Source organism: Streptomyces sp. NPDC002125 (genome assembly GCF_053593715.1).
Genome location: NZ_JBSFDD010000024.1, coordinates 86335 through 108672 on the forward strand (window position 1 = coordinate 86335; position 22338 = coordinate 108672).

Consider the following 22338-nt stretch of genomic DNA (forward strand, 5'->3'; position numbering starts at 1 on the left):
CAGCTGTCACCTGTAATGCAAAACTGACACGTCCAGGAGGGGGTGTCAAGCGAACTCCGGAGCACCGGGCGCGTCACGGATGCGGACGTCGACGAACGCGCCATCGCCCTCCGGCCCAGCGACCGCCACGGCGAGCTGGGCCGGCGCGGGGAGGAGGGCCGTGGCAAGGCTCGGCGCCGCCACGGCGAGCGCGGGGAACGAGGGCACGCCGCCCCACCGCAGCCGTGGCCGTGCGGGCGGCGGCGGCCACTGCGCGGGCAGCGGCACCGCGCGGAGCAGACCGCCGCCGTCGAGCCCCGTGCCGAGCGCCTTGCCCATGGCCTCCTTGTGCGTCCAGAGCCAGAAGTAGGCGGCGCATTGGTGGTGTTCCGGGAGCGCGCCGAGCCACTCCGCCTCCCCGGGCACGAACCACCGGCGGGCCATGGCCACGGCGGCCAGGGGGCGGACCGCCTCGACGTCCACGCCGACGGGCGCGACGCCCGTCACCGCCACGGCCGCCAGGCCGCGCCCGTGGCTGATGCTGATGTGCGCGCCGGCTCCGAGCCCGTACGGCAGGGGCCGCCCCCTGCCGTCGTGACGCACCTCCAGCGCCCGCGGCGCGATCCCGAACTCCGCCGCGGTCAGGGCGAGCACCCTTTTCCTGGCCTGCGCGTCACGCAGCCCCGTGGTCTCCGTGACGACCACGGTGATGCGCCGGAGGGAGGGTGCCACGTCGTTCACGCGCCCGATACTGCCGCCGGGGCCTGACGGCGCGCTGACGTGCGGGCCGCCCCGGCGCGGGAGCCGTCGTCAGATTCCGGGCGCCGGTTTCAGGAACATGCCCAGTTCCTTGAAGTCGTCCGGATGTTCACGTATCCAGGCCCAGTACCGCGGAATGCTCCGGGCGTACTCCGCGTAGTACTGGCGCACCGCCTGGACCAGTCGCTGCAGCGTGGCGCGGGCGACCGAACCGCGGCGCCAGACCACGAGCATCTCGGAGCTCTCGGTGTCGCGGAGCGGCACCAGCGAGACGTCGGAGGTGGCACCGGTGGGCGTGGTGAGGGCGGCGGCACCCGCGTCCCTCACCCAGTTCATCGCCTCGTGATGGCCGTCGGCGTAGTGCAGCACCTCGGGTCGCGCCGGTTCGAACCGGGCGAACATCCTGTTCTCGATGGTGTGGAACCAGTGGTCGCGGGCGTAGCACACCCAGTTCAGCGCCGAGAGGTCCGCGGGCCGCACCGCGTCGCCGGCGGACAGCGGATGCCCCTGCGGAAGGGCGAGCCAGACCGGCTCGCGGGCGATGAGCGCCGAATCGAGGGGCAGTTCCGCCACGTCGGACGCCCGGTCGAGCGCGACCCCGGGGACCATCGCCACGGTGAGCGCGCCGCGACGGACCGCGTCCACCGCCGCGTCGGGACTGAGGGTCTCGGTCTGCACCTCCGGCGCGGACAGCGAGGAGCGCAGTGCGTCCAGCAAGGAGGGCGGCGTCCATTCGGCACTCCCGAACCGGAATACCTCGCTTGCGTGCGAGGCCGCCTCCACAATGACCAGATCGGCCTGCTGAACGAGTTCGGCAAGCAGGGGAATCAGCCGCTCACCGCGCTTCGTGAGTGCGACGCCATGAACCGAACGCACAAAGATCTGGCCCCCCAGGGCCTTCTCTATCCTGCGTAATTGTGCCGTCAAGCTCGACTGTGGAAGGTTGAGCTCGGACGCAGCTTTAGAAATGCTGCCCATTCTGTTTATTACGGTCAGTATTCTGGCATGCCGAGGTTCCACGTCCACAATTCCCCCATGAACTGAAGCGCGTATAGCATAGGAAAAGGCAGCTCCCTCGGGAGGCGGTCCACACGCTAACAGCGAACGATCGACCCGGCGGCGGCCCGACCACCCATTTACGCGGATCAGCGGCCCCGCGGGCTTTACCCCATTACGCGCTTCACAACTACCGGACAGTTCACAGGAAGGCCCCGCACGGTTTATCGCTCAACGATCAGAGGTGAACAGCACTCCGGAAGCGTCCGGCCGCAGCGCGACCAGCACCCCGCGCCCGGCCCCCGCCCCCCTCCGACCAGGCAGGCCGTCACCCCGGGGCTCCGCACGGGCCCGGAGGTCCGGGCCGGCAGCCGCTCCCGATTGAGCGGCACATTCCGGTTCCGGCCATCCACCGGCGCCGTCACCTGCGGCCGCCGGCACGTCCGAAGGGGCCCGGACGGGCCGCACCGCAAGGTGCGCCGGGGTACGGCGCCTCCTGACCGGTGAGGCGGTCTTCGGCCATCCTGGCCTCAGCGGGGCCGGGCCGGACCCGCACGCCGCCCGCCTGCCGTGATCCGGCCACGCCATGGCACCTGCCACGAAGACCCCGGGCCCGCGCGCCCCGCGCCGGGCCGCGACCGGTCCGGACGGCCGCCCCAGCGCCTCCACCGAGGCCGCCCGTCAGGCCGGCACCGAATAGGCCAACGCCCTGCGCGGCTCTCCGAGCTCCTCGTCCTGGGCAAGTATCGCCTGGTAGGCGGAGTACAGGGCGCGACCGGGCTCCAGCCCCAGATCGTCGGCCAGACGGCGGCGCGCACCGTGGAAGACCTCCAGCGCCTCGGCCTGCCTCCCGTCGCGGTAGAGCGCGAGCATCAGCAGTTCACTGAGCCGTTCGCGCTCCGAATGGTCGGCGGCGAACTGACGCAGTTCGGCCAGGGACACCCGCTCCGCGTCGTCGGCCAGCTTGGCCGCGACCAGATCCTCGTACGCGCTGACCCTGCGCTCCTCCAGATGTGCGGCCTGCGCACGACAGCGCAGGCCATCGGCCGCGTCGAGCAGCGCGGGACCCCGCCAGAGGGCGAGCGCCGCTTCCAGTTCGGCCACCGCGGCGCGCGGATCGCTCCGGACCAGTGCACCGCCTTTATCAGCCATTTCCGCAAACCGATGCGCATCAATCACACCAGGGGCGACATCAAGTAGATATCCACTCCCCACGGTACGGACCAGTTGCTCGCCGCCCAACCCGGTGATGTCCTTGAGGATTCTACGGAGACGAACCACGTTGGCCTGCAACGCGTTCCGGGCATTCACCATCGAACGGCCGGCCCACAGCTCGTCCACAATCTGATCGAACGAGACCGGCGCCCCCGGCGTCAGGGCGAGCAGGCTGAGGACGACACTCGCTCTCTGCGAAACGGGCGTCGTCCGTCTGCCCTCCCACGAAATGCACAGTGAGCCCAGGACGTTGATCTCCACAGCCATTACCCCCGTCGCCATCGGAACCGGTCACAATTCTGGCCGGGTTCACCCCTCGGGGGGAAATACCATGCGGCACATACTTACGCGGTCCCGCGGTATACCCCCTCCACGCAGGACGCCGGGCCGCCCGGGGGAGGGAGCGGCCCGGCGTCCGATCCGGGGGCGGTGGTCAGCGGCTCGGCTCGTGCACCTGCGGCTGATCGCCGTAGACGTCCGCCACCCAGCCGGGCCTGTAGACGGAATCGAGGTAGCGCTCACCGAGGTCCGGTGAGATCGCGACGGCGGTGACGGACTCGCCGTCCCGGTACCGGCGCAGCCAGCGGACGGCGCCGGAGATGACGGTGCCCGTCGAGCCGCCGAACAGGAAGCCGCCGGCGGCCAGTCGGTGCACATCGCGGACGGCGTCGGTCTCCGCCACGTGCACCACGTCGTCGACGTACGACTCGTCGAGGATGGGAGGCCGCACACCCGCGCCGAGCCCCGGGATCATGCGGGGCCCCGCCGGACCGCCGAAGCTCACGGAACCGATCGAGTCCACCGCCACGACGGTGACGGGGAGCCCCTCCTCCCTGAAGTAGCGCGCGCACCCCATCAGGGTCCCTGTCGTGCCCGCCCCGACGAACAGGACGTCGAGCTCGGGGAAGGCCTTGGCGATGGAGGGCGCCGTCGTGCGGTAGTGGGCCATCCAGTTGTAGGGATTGGCGTGCTGGTTCGGCCAGAAGTACCGGCTGTCGGAGGCGCAGAGCTCCCGCACCAGGTCCAGGCGCGCCCCGAGGAATCCCGTGGTGAGATGCGGTTCGGTCACCACGTGCACCTGTGCCCCCATGGCCTCCATGAGCTGCCGGGTGACGAGGTTGCAGCGGGTGTCCGTGATGCACAGGAAGCTGTATCCCCTGGCGGCGGCGATCATGCTGAGCGCCACTCCCAGGTTTCCCGAGGAGGACTCCACGATGACCGAGTCCCGGGTCAGTTCCCCTCGCGCCTCGGCCTCGGCCACCATGGACGCGGCGGCCTTCAGCTTGATCGACCCGGCGAAGTTGAATCCCTCGCACTTGAGGAAGAGCGGAACGTCGAAGGTGGGCCGCAGATCCACGTACAGATCCTCCACGTGGAAGTCATCCGGCGCGGAGATCACGGGCACGGCGACCACTCCGTCTCAGCCACAGGGTGCGGCCGCGTCCGAGCGGCCGTACCGGTCGACCTCGTGAAAGAAGCCGTCCACCACGGACAGCTCCCCACGCTCCCGGACCATGTCGTACACGTGCTTGCCCACGGCCAGGTCCAGCACGCCCAGACCGAACGGGGAGAAGATCACGGTGCGGCCGGCCGGCGGGGTCACCTCGCCCGTCAGCACGTCGTACAGCGTGCCGTCGATGAAGTCACGGTTGCCGGTGAGCTGTTCGACCAGGTGCGGCGAGGTGTCCGCCTTGAGTACGTGGTCGATGTCGTCCACGACGTTGGAGGCGGCGAGCAGAACCTCCGGGCCGAGGTCGCGCAGGGAGACGTTCAGGACGACCGGGTGGTGCCCGAACCACTCCGGTTCCACGATATGGGGCGCCGGCGCCACGGTGGCGAGTACCAGCAGGTCCGACGCGCGGACCAGGTCCTCGGCCTTCTCGTGCACGGTGATCCGCGCCCCGGACCCGGCCTGCTCCAGGTAGGCACTGAAGGAGACCGCGTGGTCGGACGAGAGATCGTGCACCCCGATCTCGTCGAACCCCCAGCCGGTGCCCGCGAGATAGGTGTGGATGTGCCGGGCGATCAGTCCGGTGCCGATGAAGCCGACGCGCCTCGGGCGGCCCCGCTCACGGGTGAGCCGGTCCGCGGCGAGGGACGCTGAGGCCGCGGTCCGCGCGGCGCTGATGATGGAGCTCTCCAGACACGCGAAGGGGTACCCCGTGCTGTAGTCGTTGAGGACCAGGACCGCCGAGGCCCGCGGAACGCCGGACTCCACGTTCTCCGGGAAGCTCGAGATCCACTTCAGGCCCTCGACCCTGGTATCGCCCCCGATGGACGCGGGCAGCGCGATGATCCGCGAGGTCGGACGGTCGGGAAAGCGCAGGAAGTAGGACGGCGGGTTGACCGTCTCCCCCTCGCCGTGCAACCGGTAGGCCTTCTCGACCAGTTCGACGGTGCTCTGCTCCTGGCCCGCCAGGACGCGGTGCACCTGCACTCCGGGAATCACGGCGAACGGCGGTACATGGACTTGCTGTGTCATGCACAACTCCATTGAAGTAGGGCGGTGGCCCGGTGGTCACCCGCACGATGGAGCGCCACTCTCCCGACGCCCATCGCCATTCGCGCGGCAATGTTGCCGAATCCCGCTGACACAGGGCTGACACCTATTCGCCCGACAGCCCTTAGGCCCCGAAGACCACGCCGACCAGGGATTTTCGCCGGACGCTTAAAAACCTGTTCCGGGGTTCTCGGACCGACCTACCGTCCTCTCTCGGTGGCGCCACCCCGATTCTTCTCCTCCCGGGACGAGGCCACGCCAACCCATCCGATCGACGAACAGGGGACAGTGATGCTCAACAGAGTCGTAATTGTGGGCGGCGGCACCGCAGGATGGATGACAGCCTCGTATTTCAAGGCTGCGTTCGGCGACCGAATCGATATCACGCTGGTCGAATCCGGGCACATCGGTGCCGTCGGAGTGGGCGAGGCCACCTTCAGCGACATCCGCCACTTCTTCGAGTTCCTCGGGCTCAAGGAGAAGGACTGGATGCCGGCCTGCAACGCCACCTACAAGCTCGCCGTGCGTTTCGAGAACTGGCGCGAGAAGGGCCACTACTTCTATCACCCCTTCGAGCAGATGCGGTCGGTCAACGGGTTCCCGCTGGCGGACTGGTGGCTCAAGGAGGGCCCGACCGACCGGTTCGACAAGGACTGCTTCGTCATGTCGTCCGTCATCGACGCCGGCCTGAGCCCGCGCCACCGGAACGGCACCCTCATCGACCAGCCCTTCGACGAGGGCGTCGAGGAGATGCAGGGTCTGACCATGTCCGAGCACCAGGGCAAGACCCAGTTCCCGTACGCCTACCAGTTCGAGGCGGCGCTGCTCGCCAAGTACCTGACCAAGTACGCCGTCGAGCGCGGCGTCAAGCACATCGTCGACGACGTGCAGCATGTCGCCCTCGACGACCGCGGCTGGATCGGGTCGGTGCGCACCAAGGAGCACGGCGACCTCACCGGCGACCTCTTCATCGACTGCACGGGATTCCGCAGCCTGCTCCTCAACAAGGCACTCGAAGAGCCCTTCATCTCGTACCAGGACACTCTCCCCAACGACAGTGCGGTAGCCCTCCAGGTCCCCATGGACATGGAGAAGCGTGGGATTCTTCCCTGCACGACCGCCACCGCCCAGGACGCCGGATGGATATGGACCATTCCGCTGACGGGCCGTGTGGGAACGGGATACGTCTACGCCAAGGACTACCTCTCCCCGGAGGAGGCCGAGCGGACGCTGCGTGAATTCGTGGGCCCCAACGCGGCGGACGTCGAAGCCAATCACATCCGTATGCGCATCGGGCGCAGCCGTAATTCCTGGGTGAACAACTGTGTGGCCATCGGGCTTTCCAGCGGTTTCGTCGAGCCCCTGGAATCGACCGGGATTTTCTTCATCCACCACGCCATCGAGCAGCTCGCGAAGAACTTCCCGGGCCCGGACTGGGACCCGGTCAGGCGCAACTCGTACAACACCGCCGTCACGCATGTCATGGACGGTGTTCGCGAATTCCTGACCTTGCACTACGTGGCGGCCAAGCGCAACGACACGCAGTACTGGCGTGACACGAAGACCCGGAAGATCCCGGACTCCCTCGCCGAGCGCATCGAGATCTGGAAGACGCAGCTGCCCGACTCGGAGACGATCTACCCCTACTACCACGGCCTGCCGCCGTACTCGTACATGTGCGTCCTCCTCGGCATGGGGGGCATCGACGTCAAGCCCTCGCCGGCGCTCTCCCTGACGGACAGTGACGCGGCCCGGCGGGAGTTCGAGGCGATCCAGGAGAAGACCCGGCGGCTGAAGGAGACCCTGCCCAAGGCGTACGACTACTTCAGCCGGCTCGGCTGATCCCTTCCGGCGACCACGAAGGGCCGCGTCTCCATGGATGTTCTGGATTCCCTGATCCTGCCCGCGCACGTGGCCGCGGCGCTCGTCGCCGCGTTCCTGCTGGCCCGCGCGGGGCGCGCGGCCGCCCGTCGGCTGCGGCAGCCGGAGGTCGTCGGAGAGGTGACGGTGGGCCTGCTGGCCGGGCCCGCCGTCCTCGCGGTGGCCGGCCGGGACCGGTTCGGCCTGGTGCTGCCGGACGCGGTGCTCGATGTCCTCGGCCTCGTCGGGCAGGTGGGGCTGATCCTCTATCTGACCGGCCTGGCGCACAAGCTGGGGCCGGGGCCGGGCAGCCCGGGCCGGCGGGCCCTGTCCGCCCTGGTCGTCTGCGCGTTCGTCGTCCCACTCGGCTCGGGGCTGCTGCTCGCCGGGTTCATCGCGGCCACCGGTGACGCGGCGGCTCGTGGCGGCGCCCCCGCTCCCGCGTTCGCCCTCATGGTCGCGGTGGCGATGTCGATCACCGCCGTACCCGTGCTGTCCCGGATACTCGGCGACCGGAGACTGGGCCGCTCCCCGGAGGGGCGGCTCGCTCTCTCCGCCGCCATCGCCATGGACGGCCTCGGCTGGATCCTGCTCGTCCTCGCCATCGGCCTCGGCGCGGGGAACCTCTCCGGTCTCGCGGACGCCGGAACGGCCTTGGCCGTGGGCGGCGGATGCGCCCTCGTGCTGCGGCAGGTGCTGCGGACGCGGTCCGCCCGCCGGTTCCGTGAGCGCATGCCCGCGGCCGCGGCGGTCCTTCTGGGCTGCGCGGCCCTGGGCACCGCGCTCGCGACCGAACACCTCGGGATGACCGCGATCGTGGGCGCCGCCATGGTCGGCCTGGCCGTCCCCGCCGGCGCCCTGTCCCCGTGGGCCCCCACGGTCGCCAGGGTCGCCGGCGCGGGACGGCGCCTGACCCCGGTCTTCTTCGTGGTCACCGGCGTCACGGTACTGACCGGGACCTTCGCGTCCGTCTCCTGGACGCTCATCGCCGTGACGGTCGGGCTCGGGTGCGCGGGCAAGCTGCTGGGCGGCTACCTCGGCGCCCGCCTGGGCGGCACCCCGCCCGCCGGGGCCCGGCGCGTCGCCGTGCTGATGAACACCCGCGGCCTGACGGAACTGATCGTGCTGGAGGCCGGTCACAGGGCGGGCATCCTGCCCGCGCCCTTGGTCCTCGCGCTCGTGGTGATGGCGCTCGTCACGACGGCCATGACGGGACCGCTGCTCGGACCAGCCGGCCGCGCCGGCGAACCCGCGGAGAAGGTCTCGCTCCGCCCCTCTCCCCCCCGACCCGTTGCGACGGAAGGCAGTACACGATGACCGAGTCCACGGCTCCGCCCACCTCGACCCTGTCTCCGTCGGCAGACGTGACGCCCGACGGCTTCCGCTCGATGATGAGCACCTTCCCGACCGGCGTGTGCGTGGTGACGAGCCTCGACCGCGAGGGCTCCCCCTGGGGAATGACGTGTTCCTCGGTCTGCAGTGTCTCGCTCGACCCGCCGACCCTGCTGGTGTGCCTGCGGGCGGGCAGCCCGACCCTCGCCGCCATCCGCGAACAGGGCGGCTTCGCGGTCAACCTCCTGCACGAGGAGGCCCGTGGGACGGCGGAGCTGTTCGCCTCGGGCGACCCGCACCGGTTCGACCTGACTCCGTGGGTCCAGGACCCCTTCGCGGCCGGGCCGCACGTCGTTCGTGACGCGCACACCGTCGCCGACTGCGCCGTCGTGCTGACCCAGCAGGTCGGTGACCACGTCACGGTGTTCGGCACCACCCGCCGGATCGTCCGGCAGAGCACCGAGCCGCCGCTGCTGTACGGGATGCGGGAGTTCCGCCGGTGGTCCGCCGTCTGACGGTACGAAGGGTGCGGGCGGGCCCGCTTCCACAGCGGGCCCGCCTGCCGCTCGGGCCGGACAGCTCTCCCTCAGGCCGGCAGGACGCGACGCGTCCTGCCGGCCCCTTGCTGCCCCTGGGGCTGGGGCCCCCGGCCGTCGAGCAGGGCCACTCCCAGCGGAGTCACGGTGTGCAGGACCGTGTTGCGGATGCGGCGGGTCGTGATGAGGCCCGTCTCCCGCAGGACGGTGGTGTGCTGGCTGGCCCCGGCCGCCGAGATGCCGAGCTTGTCGGCGAGCTGGCTGGTGGTGCAGGTGGTGCGCAGGACCTGGAGCGCCGCGGCACGGGTCTGGCCGACCAGCGCTCCCAGGGGCCGCTCGACTCCCTCCTCGTCCTCCCAGAGGCACGCCGACCGCCGGGCGTCGGGAGGGGCGGCGAAGGCGAGCACGGCGGCTCCGTCGGCCGCCCTGCCCGCCAGGATCCGGGCGGGCGGGTCGCAGAGGAACACCGAGGGGGTGAGCACGACGCCCCGGCCGTCGAGCCGGATGTCGCCGTCCGGAACTCCCGTCACCTCCAGGCAGGGTGCTCTCCAGACGAGCCGCGGATGCAGTGTGGCCAGGAGCTGTTCCACTCCCCCGCCCATGACGATCCTGCTGCGCGCCTCCCGCTCGGCCTCCAGGTAGGCGGTGATCCGGTCCCAGTACGGGGCCACGGCGTTCTGCCAGGCGTCCGAGAGCGGCGCGGGCAGGGACGGGCCCATGGGGTGCCCGGAGGCGTCCGGGCCCGCGCCCGAGTCGGCGATGAAGCGTTCGGCCAGGTCCAGCAGGGCTTCGGCGCCCAGGCGTTGGTCCCAGGGCGCGGCCGTCGGGCCGGGCGGCGTGCGGCTGCCCACCCGGCGGCGCCAGTGGACGTACGGCAGGCCGACGCTGCGGCCGAGCAGTGAGGCTGCGAAGGCCGTCTCCATGACGGGGCCGACAGTGGCTCCCAGACGGATTCTCGCTATGTCGGCGGCGGTGAAGTGGATCCTGAGCATGGGCAACCCCCGTAGGTCCCGCGAATGCGAAGATGCCCCCCGTGTGGGGACGGAGCCGGGTCCGCGTGGTGGGACACCGGGCACAGGACTGGACCGGCGCGACGGCGCGCGCCGTGTCCGAGCGGTGAGAGGGCCCGCGCCCTCAGGACGCGGGCCGGGGCCCTGGCGGACGGGCGCGTATGGCCGCCGGCCGGATCAGGCCGACTGGTGCTCGCGCAGCGAACGGGGCCGCATGTCCGTCCAGTTCGCCTCCACGAAGGCGAGGGCCTCTGCCCTGGGGGCCGCTTCGAGCGCCACCTGCCAGCCGTCGGGCTGCTGGGCGAAGGAGGGCCACAGGGAATGCTGGCCCTCGTCGTTCACCAACACCAGAAACGTTTCGTCCTCGTCGTCGAAGGGGTTCGGCACGTGTACTCCCTGTCCGGATGGTCGGCGGAGCGCGGACCCACCCGGCCCGCTCGGTGCGGGCTCGGGGATCTCAGGACCGCGGTGCCATAGTGGCCGCGCCCGCTGACGTCCGGCTGACCCGTCCCTGATGCGGGGCCGCGGCGCTCACACGGCCGGGCCCCGGTGCCGCCGCGTTCTGTCGCGGCGCTCCGGGACCCGGAAGGGGACAGGGTGTTCAGTGGCCTGCCGACAGCCCGTCCCAGAGCTTCCGGGTCGCTGCCACGTCACGCTTGCCGTTGGGGTTGAGGACGATCTCGGGGACGACACGCACCTGGCCCGGGACCAGTGCCGACGGCAGCACGGCGGACAGCGCCTTGTGAACCGCCCCGGCCAGCTCGCCGGGGGCCGTCCGGTGGTCCGAGGGGCGCACGAACAGGTCGAGCATGTCGACGGCACCGGGGACGACGTCGAAGACGGCGTCGTCGACACCGGGCACCGACATCACGTGGTGGCGGAGTTCGCCGAGTTCGACCCGGTAGCCGTTGATCTTCAACTGGTCGTCACGGCGTCCCAGGTGGAGCAGCACCCGCTCCGGCAGCATCTCCACCATGTCACCGGTGCGGTAGGCCCGGCCGGGCCGTCCCCCGAGCTCCCGCTCGTCGATGAACCGGTCGCCGGGGGCGCCGTCGCCCAGATACCCGGCGGCGACGGCCCGCCCCGCGATCACCAGCTCCCCGGGCCGCCCGTCGGGCACCGGGCGCAGCTGCTCGTCGACGACATAGGCGCGGGTGTTCCACGCGGGCACGCCGATCGGCACCGTGGGCGTCCGGGGCAGCCGGGTCAGGTCGAAGGAGTGGGCACAGCAGCCGATGGTGGTCTCCGTCGGCCCGTAGTGGTTGACGAGCCGCAGCCCTTCCAGCCGTGGCCCGAGACCGGTCAGGAGGGCCGGGTCCAGTCCCTCGCCGCCGAACATCAGCAGCCGGGTCGCGCGGTCGTAGCGGGGAGGCTCACCGAGCGCCTCGAAGAAGCGCGCGTGCGACGGGGTCAGCTTCATGAAGGTGTACGGCTCCGGCCGTGTGCCGAAGAGCGCGGCCTGGTCCCAGAGTCCGGCCACGGTCACCACGGGTTGTCCCTGTGACAGCGGCACCCACAGCGAGGTCATCGCCAGGTCGTAACCGAGGCTCGCGAACAGCGGGCTGCCGCCCGGCCCGTTCCCGACCAGATCACCGCACCAGGCGGCGTAGTTGGCGAGCGAGCCGTGTTCGACCATGACGCCCTTGGGCGCTCCCGTGGAGCCCGACGTGAACACGATGTACGCGATGTCCCCGGCACGGGGCGGTTCCCGGTCCGGCGGCGTGGCGCTGTCCGCGAGGGCCGCCAAATCGAGGACGGTCACGTCGACCAGGGGCAGTGTCTGCCGGGCCGCCGCGCCGTCGTGGACGAGCGCGGTGGGGCGGGCGCCGTCCAGGACCTGCCTGATCCGCTCCTCGGGGTGGGTCGGGTCCACCGGCACGTACGCCGCGCCCAGCGCCATCACCGCGAGGGCGCCGGCGACGGTACCGGCCGTCCTGTCCGCCCAGAGCACCACCCGGTCCCCCGCCCCGACGCCCGCCTCGTCGAGCGCGGCGGCCACGACCATGGCGCGGTGCCACAGCTCCCTGTACGTCAGCAGGGTGCCGCCGGAGTCCACCGCCACCGCGTCCGGCCGCAGCCGTGCGTGTCCCCGCACCATCTCCACCACCGAGTCCGCCGCGACGGGGCGGGCCTCGCCGGCCAGCATCCCGGGAGTCGTCCCAGACGGAATCATCGATGCTCCTGTGTGTGGGTGGGCCGGCTGTGTGCCGGTGGGGCCGGGCCGGTACACGCGGCTCCGGCGGGCGGGCGGACGGCAGTCGGCGGGCGAAAGGCCCGGAAGTGGGTGAACGGCCGTCAGTGCGTGGCCGCCGCGGCCACCGCGTCACGGGCGATCATGTCCCCCATGGCGACGATGATCTTGCGCTCCCCGCCGAAGGGGTCACGGCCGTGCGAGACCAGCATGTTGTCGATGGCGACGACGTCACCGCGCTCCCAGGCGAAACGCTGCGCGAGCGAGTCGTAGAGGCGCCGGAGCCGTTCCACAGCGTCGGCCGGGATGGGCGAGCCGTCGCCGAAGAAGGCACTGCGCGGGTACGCCGTCTCGTCGTCGCCGAAGATCGACGCCATCACCTCGCGCACGGAGGGCTCGAGGCACGCGGTGTGATGCAGGAACAGCTGGTTGAAGAAGACCTGTTCGCCGGTCTCCGGGTGCCGGATCACGGCGGGTCCCTGCTGCGTGGTGCGCAGCGAGCCGTCGTCGCGCCACTCGCACGTCACGTCCTGGGCACCACAGCGCGCCTCGACCTCGTCCCGGTCCTCTGTGCCGAACATCTTCTGCCAGCTGACGTCGAGTCCGGGGATGAAGTTGCGTACGTAGCGGATGCCGAGGCGCTCGAAGCGGTCGCGCAGGTCGTCGGGGAGGGCCGCCCAGACCTTGCGCCCGTCCACGAGCGGTGTGGCTCCGCCCTCGGCGGCCGGCTGCAGACAGCAGAAGAACTGCCGGCTCGGCCACTGCGGCATGTGGGAGCTCTCGTGGTGGAAGAGGATCGACTGCTCGGCCGGGTAGGGAGTCGACTTGTAGACCTGGTCGGCGTCCTTCTCGTGCGGAAGGTCACCGTAGTCGCCGTAGAGCTCACCGACCAGGGAGGCGGCGACCGACTCGAAGAGATCCGGGGTCTCGACACCGAAGCCGCGCAGGACCACCGCGCCGTGTTCGCGGAGCAGCCCCTCCAGGGCCGGGCGGTTGTCCGCCGCCCACTGCGGTGCGCCCCGGTCCGGCGCGGTGCACCGGATCACCGGGGGGAAGCTCTCGTTGTGGAACCTGACGCCAGGACCGAACATGCCCGACCAACCCTTCTGCTCAGGGGAACAGTGGGGAGTCTAGGCAGGCCTCACCGGGTGGACCACGCTCTTAATCCGCAGTCTAAAGTCGCAGCTCAGCGCGGGACCGAGGGCCGATTCGGGGCGCCCTGCGGGGGGTCAGCCGACGCTGCGGAGGAGCCGTTCGACGGCTGTGACGCGCTCGCTGATGACCGCGAGCTCGCTCTGCAACGACGCCTGCCGCTCGACGGCTTCCTCGGCGAGCTTGCGGTACGAGGCCATGGCCACGGCGTCGGCCCGGTGGCGCTGGAGCCTGAGGTAGGCCGTCACGGTGGCCGTGACACCACCGACGGCGATCAGAACGATGGCGATCGCGACGACGGCCCCGGTCATGTCCTCTTCTCCTTCGCGTCGTCCGCATCCCGCACATCGGACGGTGCTTCGTCGCTCCGCGCGGCCTCGATGATTGTATCGATGTTCAACCTGAGGTCGAACGCGGTGAGTTCGAAGTACTTCAGGGCCTTGCCGTCGTGCGAGAGTTCGAGATTGCCCGTCACCAGACCGGCCTTTTCCAGCCGGTCGATGTGCAGGTAGAGGAGCGGCCTCGACATCTCCAGGCGGCGGGCGAGCTCACTGACGTACACACGGCCGCCGGCGAGTTCGGCGAGGATTCTCAGCCGCTGCGCGTGGCCCACGGCTGAGAGCACTGCGAGTAGCTCCTCGCTGCTCATGGCCACCTCTGACAATCCCGGGACGGTTCGAAGGAGACTCTCCCATGCCCTGGAGGTCCACCGGAGGGCCGGGGCGCCTTTGCCCGCACGGCCGTCACGACACCACCGCGGGCGACGGCCGGCAACCGGCCTTCGGACGACACGGCTCCATCGTACGTAGTCCATCTCGGCCACCGGCCGGGACTCCCACCGCGGACGACCGGCCGGGCCGGCACGCCGGGGGCCGGCGGCGGGGCGCGGCGGGCGTATGGTCGGCCGTACGAGCCCTTCTCTCATATCGCCCAGAGCTAGCATCCGCCACCTTCCATAGCGCATAAGTTTGCATCTGCGAGAGTAATACGCCTATCTTGGCGCATATGCAGTTCTACACGATCGGCCAGGCAGCCCGACTGCTCGGAGTGAGCCCGGACACCGCGCGCCGATGGGCGGACGCGGGCAAGGTGGCGACCCACCGCGACGAGGGCGGGCGCCGGCTCATCGACGGCAAGGATCTGGCCGCCTTCTCGGTCGAGATCGCCGCGTCCGGAGGCGAGGCGGACGTTTCGTACACCTCGGTGCGCAACGCCTTCCCCGGCATCGTGACCGCCGTGAAGATGGGCGATGTCGCGGCCCAGGTCGAGATCCAGGCCGGTCCCCATCGGCTGGTCTCACTGCTCACGCGTGAGGCCGTGGAAGAACTGGGGCTGGAGGTCGGCATGGAGGCGACGGCCCGCGTGAAGTCGACCAACGTGCACATCGACCGGACCTGACGCACGGCGGCCCGCCCGCGAGCCTCCGGCCCGGTCAACTCCCCGTCGCGTACCGGCCGTCCACGCGGACGGCGTCGATCCCGCTGATGCGCCGGGCGCCGCACCGGCCCCGGGGAAGGACCAGCTGGGGCCGGCCCGGTCCAGCGGGGTGCCGTCGATGCTCACCGCGAGCAGGACGGGGGCCTGCCCCAAGTCCGGGTCGATCTCGGCCCCGGAGAGCAGGACGCGATGGCCGTCCGCCCCGGACAGCGCGATGAGGAACCGCAGCCGGTCCTTGCGCCGCGCCGGGTCGAAGCCGGGGCCCGCGTCGTTCAGGACGTCGTGCAGCAGCGGTCCGTGACGCGGTGGTGCCGGACACCGCTGGTGGCGCATGCGAAGCCGACCCGGGCCGGATGCTGCGGCCAGGCCGGCAGATCGCCGCACCGTCAGCCGGGCAGGACGCGCGAGGTCGCCCGTCAGGGCGAGCTCCGCCGCCGGACCGGCAGCCGTGACGGACTGGCTCACGGGCTTCCACCTCCCCCGGGGACCGTACCCTCGCGGCGAACCCGTGCAAACGCACATACCCGCCTCTTTCCAGGAAGCTCCCGCTCATGCGATGCCACTAGTGACTTACTCCTGGAATCTGCGGCAGTATGATCAGCTGCGCGCCCCGCGCCGGAGCCCGTGGAACATAGGAGACAGGCTCGTCCGAAGAGCCAGAGGGAGTGGACCCGTGATGACCCGTACCGCGCGCCGGACCCTGCGGATGACCGGTGCAGGCGCGGCCGCGCTGCTGGCACTGAGCGCCTGCTCCTCGTCCGACGGCACGTCCCCGGCCTCGGACTCCTCCGCATCCGGGAAGGCCTCGGAGAAGCTCTCCGGCACGGTGACCGTCTTCGCCGCCGCCTCGCTCAAGGAGAGCTTCACGACGCTGGGCAAGGACTTCGAGAAGGCCCACCCGGGCACGAAGGTCACCTTCAGCTTCGGCGGCAGCGACTCGCTCGCCGCCGGCATCACCGGCGGCGCTCCGGCCGACCTCTTCGCCGCGGCCAGCGCCAGGACGATGGCCGTCGTCACCGACGCGGGCGACGCCTCCGGCACGCCCGCCACCTTCGTGCGCAACGAGCTGGAGATCGCCACCCTGCCGGGCAACCCCGACAGGATCGGCTCCCTGAAGGACCTCACGGAGCCGGACCTCAAGGTCGTGCTCTGCGACAGGACGGTGCCCTGCGGCGCCGCCACGCAGAAGGCTCTGGACGCCGGCGGGCTGAAGCTCACCCCGGTCTCCTACGAGCAGGACGTCAAGAGCGCCCTGACGAAGGTGGAGCTGAAGGAGGCCGACGCCGCCGTCGTGTACAAGACGGACGTGAAGGCCGCGGGTGACAAGGTGGAGGGCGTGGAGTTCCCCGAGTCCGCCGACGCCGTCAACGACTACCCGATCGCACTCCTCAAGGACGCGCCGAACCCGGTGGCCGCCGAGGAGTTCATCGCGTACGTCCGGTCCGCCGAGGGCCAGAAGGTCCTGACCGCGGCTGGATTCCTCACCCCGTGAGCGGACCGGGCAAGTCCGGCTCCGCGGGCGGCACGGTCACGGGTGGCGACGCCCGGGGCGGCGGGCCCCGGCGCCGGCGTGTCCGGGCGAGCGCCCGGAGCGGGATTCCTCTGCCCCTGCTGGTGCCCGCCCTCGTGGGCCTCGCCTTCCTCCTGCTGCCGCTGGCCGCCCTCCTCGTACGGGCCCCCTGGAGCGACCTTCCGGACCAGTTGACCAGCCCGGAGGTCTGGGACGCCCTGCGGCTCTCGCTGATCTGCGCGACCTCCGCCACGGCGCTGAGCCTGGTGTTCGGGGTGCCGCTGGCGTGGCTTCTCGCGCGCACCGAGTTCCCGGGGCGCGGCCTCGTACGGGCGCTGGTGACGCTGCCGCTGGTCCTGCCCCCGGTGGTGGGCGGTGTGGCGCTGCTGCTGGCGCTCGGGCGCAACGGGGTCGTGGGGCAGTGGCTGGACTCGTGGTTCGGGATCACCCTGCCGTTCACCACGGCGGGCGTGGTGGTCGCGGAGACGTTCGTGGCACTGCCGTTCCTCGTCATCAGCGTGGAGGGCACGCTCCGGGCCGCCGACCCGCGCTTCGAGGAGGCCGCCATGACACTGGGCGCCTCCCGCTTCACCGCGTTCCGCAGGGTCACCCTGCCGCTGATCATGCCCGGCGTCGCCGCCGGTTCCGTCCTGGCCTGGGCCCGCGCGCTCGGCGAGTTCGGCGCGACGATCACCTTCGCGGGCAACTTCCCGGGCCGTACGCAGACGATGCCGCTGGCGGTCTATCTCGCGCTGCAGAGCGATCCGGCCGCCGCCATCGCGCTGAGCCTGGTACTGCTCGCCGTGTCCATCGCGGTCCTCGCGGGGCTCCGGGACCGCTGGATGACGGTCTCATGACCCGTACCGCCCTGCCCGCCACGGTCTGTTCAGGACCGTCCGACCGCTGGATGGCCGTCTGATGACCCCTGTCGGCAACGACCCAGGACACGGCCGCCCGGGGGCGGGACTGGACGCACGTCTCGTCGTGGACAGGGGGGCCTTCCGCCTCGACGTGGCGCTGAGCGTCGCCCCCGGCGAAGTCGTCGCGCTGCTCGGGCCGAACGGCGCCGGGAAGACCACCGCGCTGCGCGCCCTCGCCGGACTGGCCCCGCTGACCGGTGGCCATCTGCGTCTCGACGGAGCCTCGCTGGACGATGCGCCGCCCGAGTCCCGCCCGGTCGGTGTCGTCTTCCAGGACTATCTGCTGTTCCCTCATCTGACCGCCCTGGACAACGTCGCCTTCGGCCCCCGCTGCCAGGGCATGTCCAGGACGGAGGCCCGCGCGCAGGCCGCGCGGTGGCTGGACCGGATGGGGCTGGCGGAGCACGCCGGTGCCCGGCCGCGGCGGCTCTCCGGCGGCCAGGCCCAGCGCGTCGCTCTCGCCCGTGCCCTGGCGACGCACCCCCGGCTGCTGCTCCTGGACGAGCCGCTCGCCGCGCTCGACGCCCGCACCCGCCTCGACGTACGCGCCCAGCTCCGCCGTCATCTGGCCGACTTCGAGGCGGTGGCCGTGCTGGTCACGCACGATCCGCTGGACGCGATGGTGCTGGCCGACCGGCTCGTCGTCATCGAGCACGGCCATGTCGTGCAGGAGGGCGCGCCGCAGGACATCGCCCGCCGTCCGCGTACGGACTACATCGCCCGGCTGGTCGGCCTGAACCTCTACAAGGGCCGGGCCGACGGGCACACGGTCCGGCTGGAGACGGGACCCGTCGTCACCACCACCGAGGAGCTCACCGGTCCCGTGTTCGTGGCCTTCCCTCCGAGTGCCGTGACCCTGTACCGCGACCGCCCCACCGGCTCCAGCGCCCGTAACCTCTGGCGCTGCGAGGTGGCGGGACTGGAGACCCACGGCGACCGGATCCGGGCCGGCCTCACCGGCGAACTCCCGCTCGCGGCCGACCTGACGACGGTTGCCGCCGCCGAACTCGACCTCCACCCGGGGGCGCCGGTGTGGGCGGCGGTCAAGGCCACGCAGACGCAGGCGTATCCCGCCTGACCCGCGCCGGGGCGGGCTTCAGGCGCTGTCGCCCCCGGCCGGGCCCTGGACGTCCCGCGCGGCTTCCCGCAGCCACGGGATGGACACCTGATCGGACAGCCGGGGGTTCCACACCGCGTCGATCCCGACGCCATGGAGCGGGAACGGGAACTCCTCGATCCGCAGGCCCGCGACCGTACCATCGCGGAAGCCAGCCGGAACCGGGCCTATGACCTGCATATGTTCCGCCTCGGGCCGAGGGCACCTCCGGCTTCGACGAGTCCGGGGCACACACCCCGATGAGTTCCGGCCGTGCGACGAGTCCGTACTGGTGACGTCGCCCGGGCGTCGCACGGCGCTGCCCGGCACGAGACCCTACGGAGGACACCATGACGACCACGCCGAGTGCACCGGCCACCGCGCCCGGAAGCCCGCCCGTCGTCGATCAGGCCACCTGGCAGGCAGCCCGTGACGAGCTCCTGATCCGCGAGAAGGCGCACACCCGCGAGGGCGACGCCATCGCGGCGGCCCGTCGCCGGCTGCCGATGGTGGAGTTCGACGGGACGACCGAGGTCGTGGGGCCCGACGGCCCGGTCCCCTTCCTGGAGCTCTTCCAGGGCCGCGACGAGCTCGTGGCGTACAAGCACATGTGGCACGACGGCGCGCCGCACCAGGGCCAGTGCGAGGGCTGCACCAGCGCGGCCTGGAGCCTGCGGGACCCCGTCTATCTCAACGCCCGCGGCGTCTCGCTCGCCATCCTGACGACGGGCGCGTGGGAGGAGGTGGCCCCCTTCGTCGAATTCATGGGCTACACCCATCCCTGGTACTCGGTGCGTGGCGTCGAGGGGCCGGCCGGCGGAGACATGGGGTACCTCACCTGCTATCTGCGCGACGGCGACCGGGTGTTCCTCACCTACTCCACGACGGGCCGCGGCAACGAGGCGTTCAGCGGCTTCTTCGGCCTGCTCGACATGACGCCCCACGGCCGCGACGAGGCCTGGCAGGAGAACCCCGAGGGCCGGCCCGAGGGGCACGGCCCGTGCTGGTACTGGCGCACGGACGCGGACGGCCGGGCCACCTGGGGCCCGACGAGCCGCCCCGTACCGCAGTGGACCCGCCCCGGAGCGACACCCGTGGAGACCCTCGGCCGCCAGGAGCACTGCCACTGACGCGCCCCGGCCCACGGCGCCGGCCCGTCCCCGGCGCGGAGGAACGGGAGGGCGCGGCGTTCCGGCCGCGCGGGTGCCGATCGGTGCGTGGGCGGTGGCCGGGCCGCCGCTCACGAATCGACGGGCACCCGCCATGTGCCGCGTCGGTGCAGGTGGTCCAGGCCCGCCTGGAGTGGGCTCGGCACAACCGCCAGCACCGGGCAGGCGGCGTGCGCCAGGCAGTACCGGACCACCGACGGCCGCAGCGCCCGGAGCAGCGGCCCGCGCGATCCGGTGCCGACGACGAGCAGGTCACCGGGGTCGCGGGCCGCGTCCACCAGAGCGGCCCCGGGGGTGCCCCGGACGACGCGTCCGACCGGGGTCACACCCGGCCAGCACGCACCGAAGTCGGCCAGGAACAGGCGCAGTCGGTCCACCGCCGCGTCACGGCACTCGGTCAGTACCGAGTGGCCGCAGGCGGCCCGGCTGCCCGGGCCGCCACCTGGAGGCTGCCAGGCCAGCACGGCCAGCAGCTCCGCGTCCCGCGCCCTGGCCTGTGCCGCGGCCGCGTGCAGGGCCGTGAGGCTCCCCAGGGAACCGTTCACCCCGACCACGACTCGTCCTCGCACCGTCCCGCCTTCCTGTCCGCCGCCCTTCGGCTTCAAGGGAAGGACCCCGAAGGGCCCTCGGGCACCGGCACTGACGGCTCCCTGACGCCCGGGGGGCATTCCCTTGCGGTTCCCTGACGCGGCCGGCCTGCCGGTCGTCAATGACGCGTAAGGGCCTCCCGATCGCCGTCAGAATGCCGTCATGGAGCGGTCCCCCGGGCCCGCCGGCGAGCAAGGCTTCGGTGACGCGCCGGCCGCCTCCAGGCGGCCGGCGCCCCGACACAGCTCCGAGCCCGCGAGGAGGGCCTCATGTGCCTGTTCCTGTACGACGACGATCCCGAGCCCGAGGAACCGGTCCCGGCCGGGCCCCTGTTCGTGCCCGTCCGGCCGGGACGCGACACCGGAGCCGTGGTCCGGCTCTACCGCACACCGCTGGGCGCACGGACCGCCGTCGGCTTCACCAGCTCGGAACGCCTCACCGCGGTGCTGGGCGAGAGCCAGACGTACATCCGGCTGCCGGAACCCGTCCTGCGGGCGCTGGGAGAACCGCTCGGCGCGGGCCTGGTCACCGTCGATCCGACGCTGTCGGCCCCACGGGTCTCCCCGGACACGCCCACGCCGGACCCTCTGCCGGTCCGGCCGGTGGCCGGACCGGCAGAGGCGGGGGGACGGCGCCGATGACCACGGTCTGACGCTCGTGACCGCCACGGACGCGGACGAAGGGCAGAGAATGCCTCGCCCTCACACGGTCGGCGTCCGCGTCCGAGCCGTCGACGAACGACCGCCACCACTCCGCCGGGCTCCGCGGCCGAAGGCCGGAGTCCGTACCGTGGCGCTCCCGGGACCTGCGAGAACTGCATCGGGGCGCCGCCGGGCCCTCACCGCACTGGGTGATGCCGGGCCAGGCCGCACGGGCGCGACGCGTCCACCGGGGCCCGGCTCCGTATCCGGGCCCCGGACCGTCGCCCCGAGCTGCCGGCCCGGTTGCGGCGGCCCGCTCCTGACCTGACGGTGGTGCTGGGAGCGCGGCCTGCGGCGGCGCGGTCAGGAAGCGAGGAAGGCCGATGGACGACAGCCCAGGTGGGCGCCGGGCCCGGAGTGCACCCGCCCTTCCCCTGCACGGGCGGGTCGCGGTCGTCACTGGCGCGGCTCGCGGTATCGGCGAAGCGCTCGCCCGGAGTCTCTCCGGCGCCGGCATGCAGGTCGCCCTGCTCGGCAGGGAAAGGGCGACCTTGCTGAAGGCCGCCGAGTCCCTCCCCGGCCGGACCATGTGCGTCGAGTGCGACATCACCGACCGCACGGAGCTGGCGGACGCGGCACGCCGCGTGGAGAGGGAACTCGGGCCCGCGAGCGTGGTCGTGGCCAACGCCGGCATCGCGGTGAGCGGCTCGTTCGACCGTACGGCCGCAGAGCTCTGGCAGCGCGTCATCGACGTCAACCTCACCGGCTCCGCGAACACCGCCCGCGCCTTCCTGCCCCAGCTCACCGTCACCCGCGGATACTTCCTGCAGATCGCCTCCACCGCCGCGTTCGGCGCCGCACCCATGATGAGCGCGTACTGCGCCTCCAAAGCGGGAGCGGAGTCGTTCGCGCTTTCCCTGCGCGGCGAGATCGAACCGGACGGTGTCCAGGTCGGCATCGCCTACCTGCACTGGACCGGCACAGACATGCTCTCCGGCATCGATGACGACCCCGTCCTCGAAGCGCTGCGCCGCAATCAGCCTCGCCCCGCCCGCCGCGTCCACAGTGCCGCCCAGGTCGCCCAGTGGCTCACCCAGGGCATCGCCCGCCGCAGCCGTCACATCTACGCCCCGCCGTGGCTGCGCTGGTGCCAGCCTTTCCGGCCCCTGTTCCCGGCCCTCGTCGCGCGGACCAGCCGCCGCGAACTCCGGGCCCACCACGACGGGACGATCTCCTCCCGCGGCAAGATCCTGGGCGTCGGAGGGCGCGCCGACTGGAACTCCTACCGTGCCTCCCGCTCCGCTCCCCCGTCCGACCCGTAGGAGCAGCAGCCTCGTCGCGGACACTCCGGCCCTTCGCACCCTCACGGCTTCCCACTGGCCGACCGACCACGGTGGGTACGGTCACCTCACCCAGGACGGCCGGCAGCGCTGCCGCCGAGTGGCCG

Annotated in this window: 23 protein-coding genes and 2 pseudogenes; 10 read left to right on the plus strand and 15 right to left on the minus strand. The window is 71.7% G+C overall.

The window, feature by feature from the left end:
- Positions 1-45 precede the first annotated feature (45 nt).
- The 6 genes and pseudogenes from ACWCQM_RS31170 to sbnB form a co-directional block, all read right to left on the minus strand.
- Entirely contained in the window at positions 46-720 is a 675-nt protein-coding gene (locus ACWCQM_RS31170; protein WP_450918422.1) for a 4'-phosphopantetheinyl transferase family protein, read from the minus strand.
- A gap of 69 nt (positions 721-789) precedes the next feature.
- Complete coding sequence (locus tag ACWCQM_RS31175) at positions 790-1455, minus strand: LysR substrate-binding domain-containing protein (protein WP_450918463.1); 666 nt, start codon at positions 1453-1455, stop codon at positions 790-792.
- Positions 1456-1584: 129 nt separating this feature from the next.
- Positions 1585-1764: pseudogene (locus ACWCQM_RS31180) on the minus strand (helix-turn-helix domain-containing protein); the annotation flags it as partial.
- 651 nt (positions 1765-2415) lie between these two features.
- Positions 2416-3210, minus strand: coding sequence for an AfsR/SARP family transcriptional regulator (locus ACWCQM_RS31185; protein ID WP_450918423.1), 795 nt, complete (start codon positions 3208-3210; stop codon positions 2416-2418).
- 172 nt (positions 3211-3382) lie between these two features.
- A complete protein-coding gene (gene sbnA / locus ACWCQM_RS31190) occupies positions 3383-4354 on the minus strand; it encodes a 2,3-diaminopropionate biosynthesis protein SbnA (RefSeq protein WP_450918424.1) in 972 nt (323 codons plus the stop codon).
- A 15-nt stretch (positions 4355-4369) separates the two neighbouring features.
- Positions 4370-5431 (minus strand): 2,3-diaminopropionate biosynthesis protein SbnB, encoded by a 1062-nt coding sequence (gene sbnB, locus ACWCQM_RS31195; RefSeq protein WP_450918425.1) that lies wholly within the window; start codon positions 5429-5431, stop codon positions 4370-4372.
- A 309-nt stretch (positions 5432-5740) separates the two neighbouring features.
- Here sbnB and ACWCQM_RS31200 point away from each other — a divergent pair, with 309 nt between their 5' ends.
- From ACWCQM_RS31200 to ACWCQM_RS31210, 3 genes are read left to right on the plus strand one after another with little or no spacing between them, the layout of a single operon-like run.
- Positions 5741-7291: a tryptophan halogenase family protein gene (locus ACWCQM_RS31200; RefSeq protein ID WP_450918426.1), complete on the plus strand. Its 1551-nt coding sequence runs from the start codon at positions 5741-5743 to the stop codon at positions 7289-7291.
- Positions 7292-7324: 33 nt separating this feature from the next.
- Positions 7325-8626: a cation:proton antiporter gene (locus tag ACWCQM_RS31205; protein WP_450918427.1), complete on the plus strand. Its 1302-nt coding sequence runs from the start codon at positions 7325-7327 to the stop codon at positions 8624-8626.
- Positions 8623-9156, plus strand: coding sequence for a flavin reductase family protein (locus ACWCQM_RS31210; RefSeq protein ID WP_450918428.1), 534 nt, complete (start codon positions 8623-8625; stop codon positions 9154-9156). Before ACWCQM_RS31205 ends, ACWCQM_RS31210 begins: the two co-directional genes overlap by 4 nt.
- A 71-nt stretch (positions 9157-9227) precedes the next feature.
- Here ACWCQM_RS31210 and ACWCQM_RS31215 read toward each other — a convergent pair whose 3' ends face one another.
- The 6 genes from ACWCQM_RS31215 to ACWCQM_RS31240 all read right to left on the minus strand — a co-directional run bounded on the left by ACWCQM_RS31215 (position 9228) and on the right by ACWCQM_RS31240 (position 14179).
- Positions 9228-10169, minus strand: coding sequence for an ArsR/SmtB family transcription factor (locus tag ACWCQM_RS31215; RefSeq protein WP_450918429.1), 942 nt, complete (start codon positions 10167-10169; stop codon positions 9228-9230).
- Between the two features lie 195 nt (positions 10170-10364).
- Positions 10365-10574, minus strand: coding sequence for an MbtH family protein (locus tag ACWCQM_RS31220; protein ID WP_450918430.1), 210 nt, complete (start codon positions 10572-10574; stop codon positions 10365-10367).
- Positions 10575-10788: 214 nt separating this feature from the next.
- Positions 10789-12360, minus strand: coding sequence for an amino acid adenylation domain-containing protein (locus ACWCQM_RS31225; RefSeq protein WP_450918431.1), 1572 nt, complete (start codon positions 12358-12360; stop codon positions 10789-10791).
- A gap of 122 nt (positions 12361-12482) precedes the next feature.
- The gene (locus ACWCQM_RS31230; protein ID WP_450918432.1) at positions 12483-13469 is read right to left on the minus strand and encodes a TauD/TfdA family dioxygenase; all 987 of its coding nucleotides are present in this window, start codon (positions 13467-13469) and stop codon (positions 12483-12485) included.
- 138 nt (positions 13470-13607) lie between these two features.
- Entirely contained in the window at positions 13608-13841 is a 234-nt protein-coding gene (locus tag ACWCQM_RS31235; RefSeq protein WP_450918433.1) for a hypothetical protein, read from the minus strand.
- Positions 13838-14179 (minus strand): ArsR/SmtB family transcription factor, encoded by a 342-nt coding sequence (locus ACWCQM_RS31240; RefSeq protein ID WP_450918434.1) that lies wholly within the window; start codon positions 14177-14179, stop codon positions 13838-13840. Before ACWCQM_RS31240 ends, ACWCQM_RS31235 begins: the two co-directional genes overlap by 4 nt.
- A gap of 356 nt (positions 14180-14535) precedes the next feature.
- Here ACWCQM_RS31240 and ACWCQM_RS31245 point away from each other — a divergent pair, with 356 nt between their 5' ends.
- Positions 14536-14928 carry a TOBE domain-containing protein gene (locus ACWCQM_RS31245; RefSeq protein WP_450918435.1) on the plus strand — a complete coding sequence of 131 codons (393 nt, stop codon included), beginning with the start codon at positions 14536-14538 and terminating at the stop codon, positions 14926-14928.
- Positions 14929-14962: 34 nt separating this feature from the next.
- Here the strand turns inward: ACWCQM_RS31245 and ACWCQM_RS31250 are convergent.
- Positions 14963-15432, minus strand: a pseudogene (locus ACWCQM_RS31250) (hypothetical protein).
- Between the two features lie 211 nt (positions 15433-15643).
- On the opposite strand from ACWCQM_RS31250, the gene modA reads away from it, so the two are divergent.
- The 3 genes from modA to ACWCQM_RS31265 all read left to right on the plus strand — a co-directional run bounded on the left by modA (position 15644) and on the right by ACWCQM_RS31265 (position 18475).
- The gene (modA, locus tag ACWCQM_RS31255) at positions 15644-16459 is read left to right on the plus strand and encodes a molybdate ABC transporter substrate-binding protein (protein ID WP_450918436.1); all 816 of its coding nucleotides are present in this window, start codon (positions 15644-15646) and stop codon (positions 16457-16459) included.
- On the plus strand, positions 16456-17334 hold the full coding sequence (locus ACWCQM_RS31260; protein ID WP_450918437.1) for an ABC transporter permease: 879 nt from the start codon (positions 16456-16458) through the stop codon (positions 17332-17334). The genes modA and ACWCQM_RS31260 overlap by 4 nt, the downstream gene beginning before the upstream one ends.
- Before the next feature lie 61 nt (positions 17335-17395).
- Positions 17396-18475, plus strand: coding sequence for an ABC transporter ATP-binding protein (locus ACWCQM_RS31265; RefSeq protein ID WP_450918438.1), 1080 nt, complete (start codon positions 17396-17398; stop codon positions 18473-18475).
- Between the two features lie 18 nt (positions 18476-18493).
- On the opposite strand, the gene ACWCQM_RS31270 is transcribed toward ACWCQM_RS31265, so the two are convergent.
- Positions 18494-18694 carry a hypothetical protein gene (locus ACWCQM_RS31270; protein ID WP_450918439.1) on the minus strand — a complete coding sequence of 67 codons (201 nt, stop codon included), beginning with the start codon at positions 18692-18694 and terminating at the stop codon, positions 18494-18496.
- A gap of 149 nt (positions 18695-18843) precedes the next feature.
- Between ACWCQM_RS31270 and ACWCQM_RS31275 the strand changes: the two genes are divergently transcribed.
- Positions 18844-19623 carry a DUF899 family protein gene (locus ACWCQM_RS31275; RefSeq protein WP_450918440.1) on the plus strand — a complete coding sequence of 260 codons (780 nt, stop codon included), beginning with the start codon at positions 18844-18846 and terminating at the stop codon, positions 19621-19623.
- A 110-nt stretch (positions 19624-19733) separates the two neighbouring features.
- Here ACWCQM_RS31275 and ACWCQM_RS31280 read toward each other — a convergent pair whose 3' ends face one another.
- Positions 19734-20231: a universal stress protein gene (locus ACWCQM_RS31280; protein ID WP_450918441.1), complete on the minus strand. Its 498-nt coding sequence runs from the start codon at positions 20229-20231 to the stop codon at positions 19734-19736.
- 288 nt (positions 20232-20519) lie between these two features.
- Between ACWCQM_RS31280 and ACWCQM_RS31285 the strand changes: the two genes are divergently transcribed.
- Complete coding sequence (locus ACWCQM_RS31285) at positions 20520-20891, plus strand: SAV_915 family protein (RefSeq protein ID WP_450918442.1); 372 nt, start codon at positions 20520-20522, stop codon at positions 20889-20891.
- A gap of 383 nt (positions 20892-21274) precedes the next feature.
- Positions 21275-22213, plus strand: a complete 939-nt coding sequence (locus ACWCQM_RS31290) for an SDR family oxidoreductase (RefSeq protein ID WP_450918443.1) — start codon at positions 21275-21277, stop codon at positions 22211-22213.
- The last annotated feature ends 125 nt before the right edge of the window (positions 22214-22338 follow it).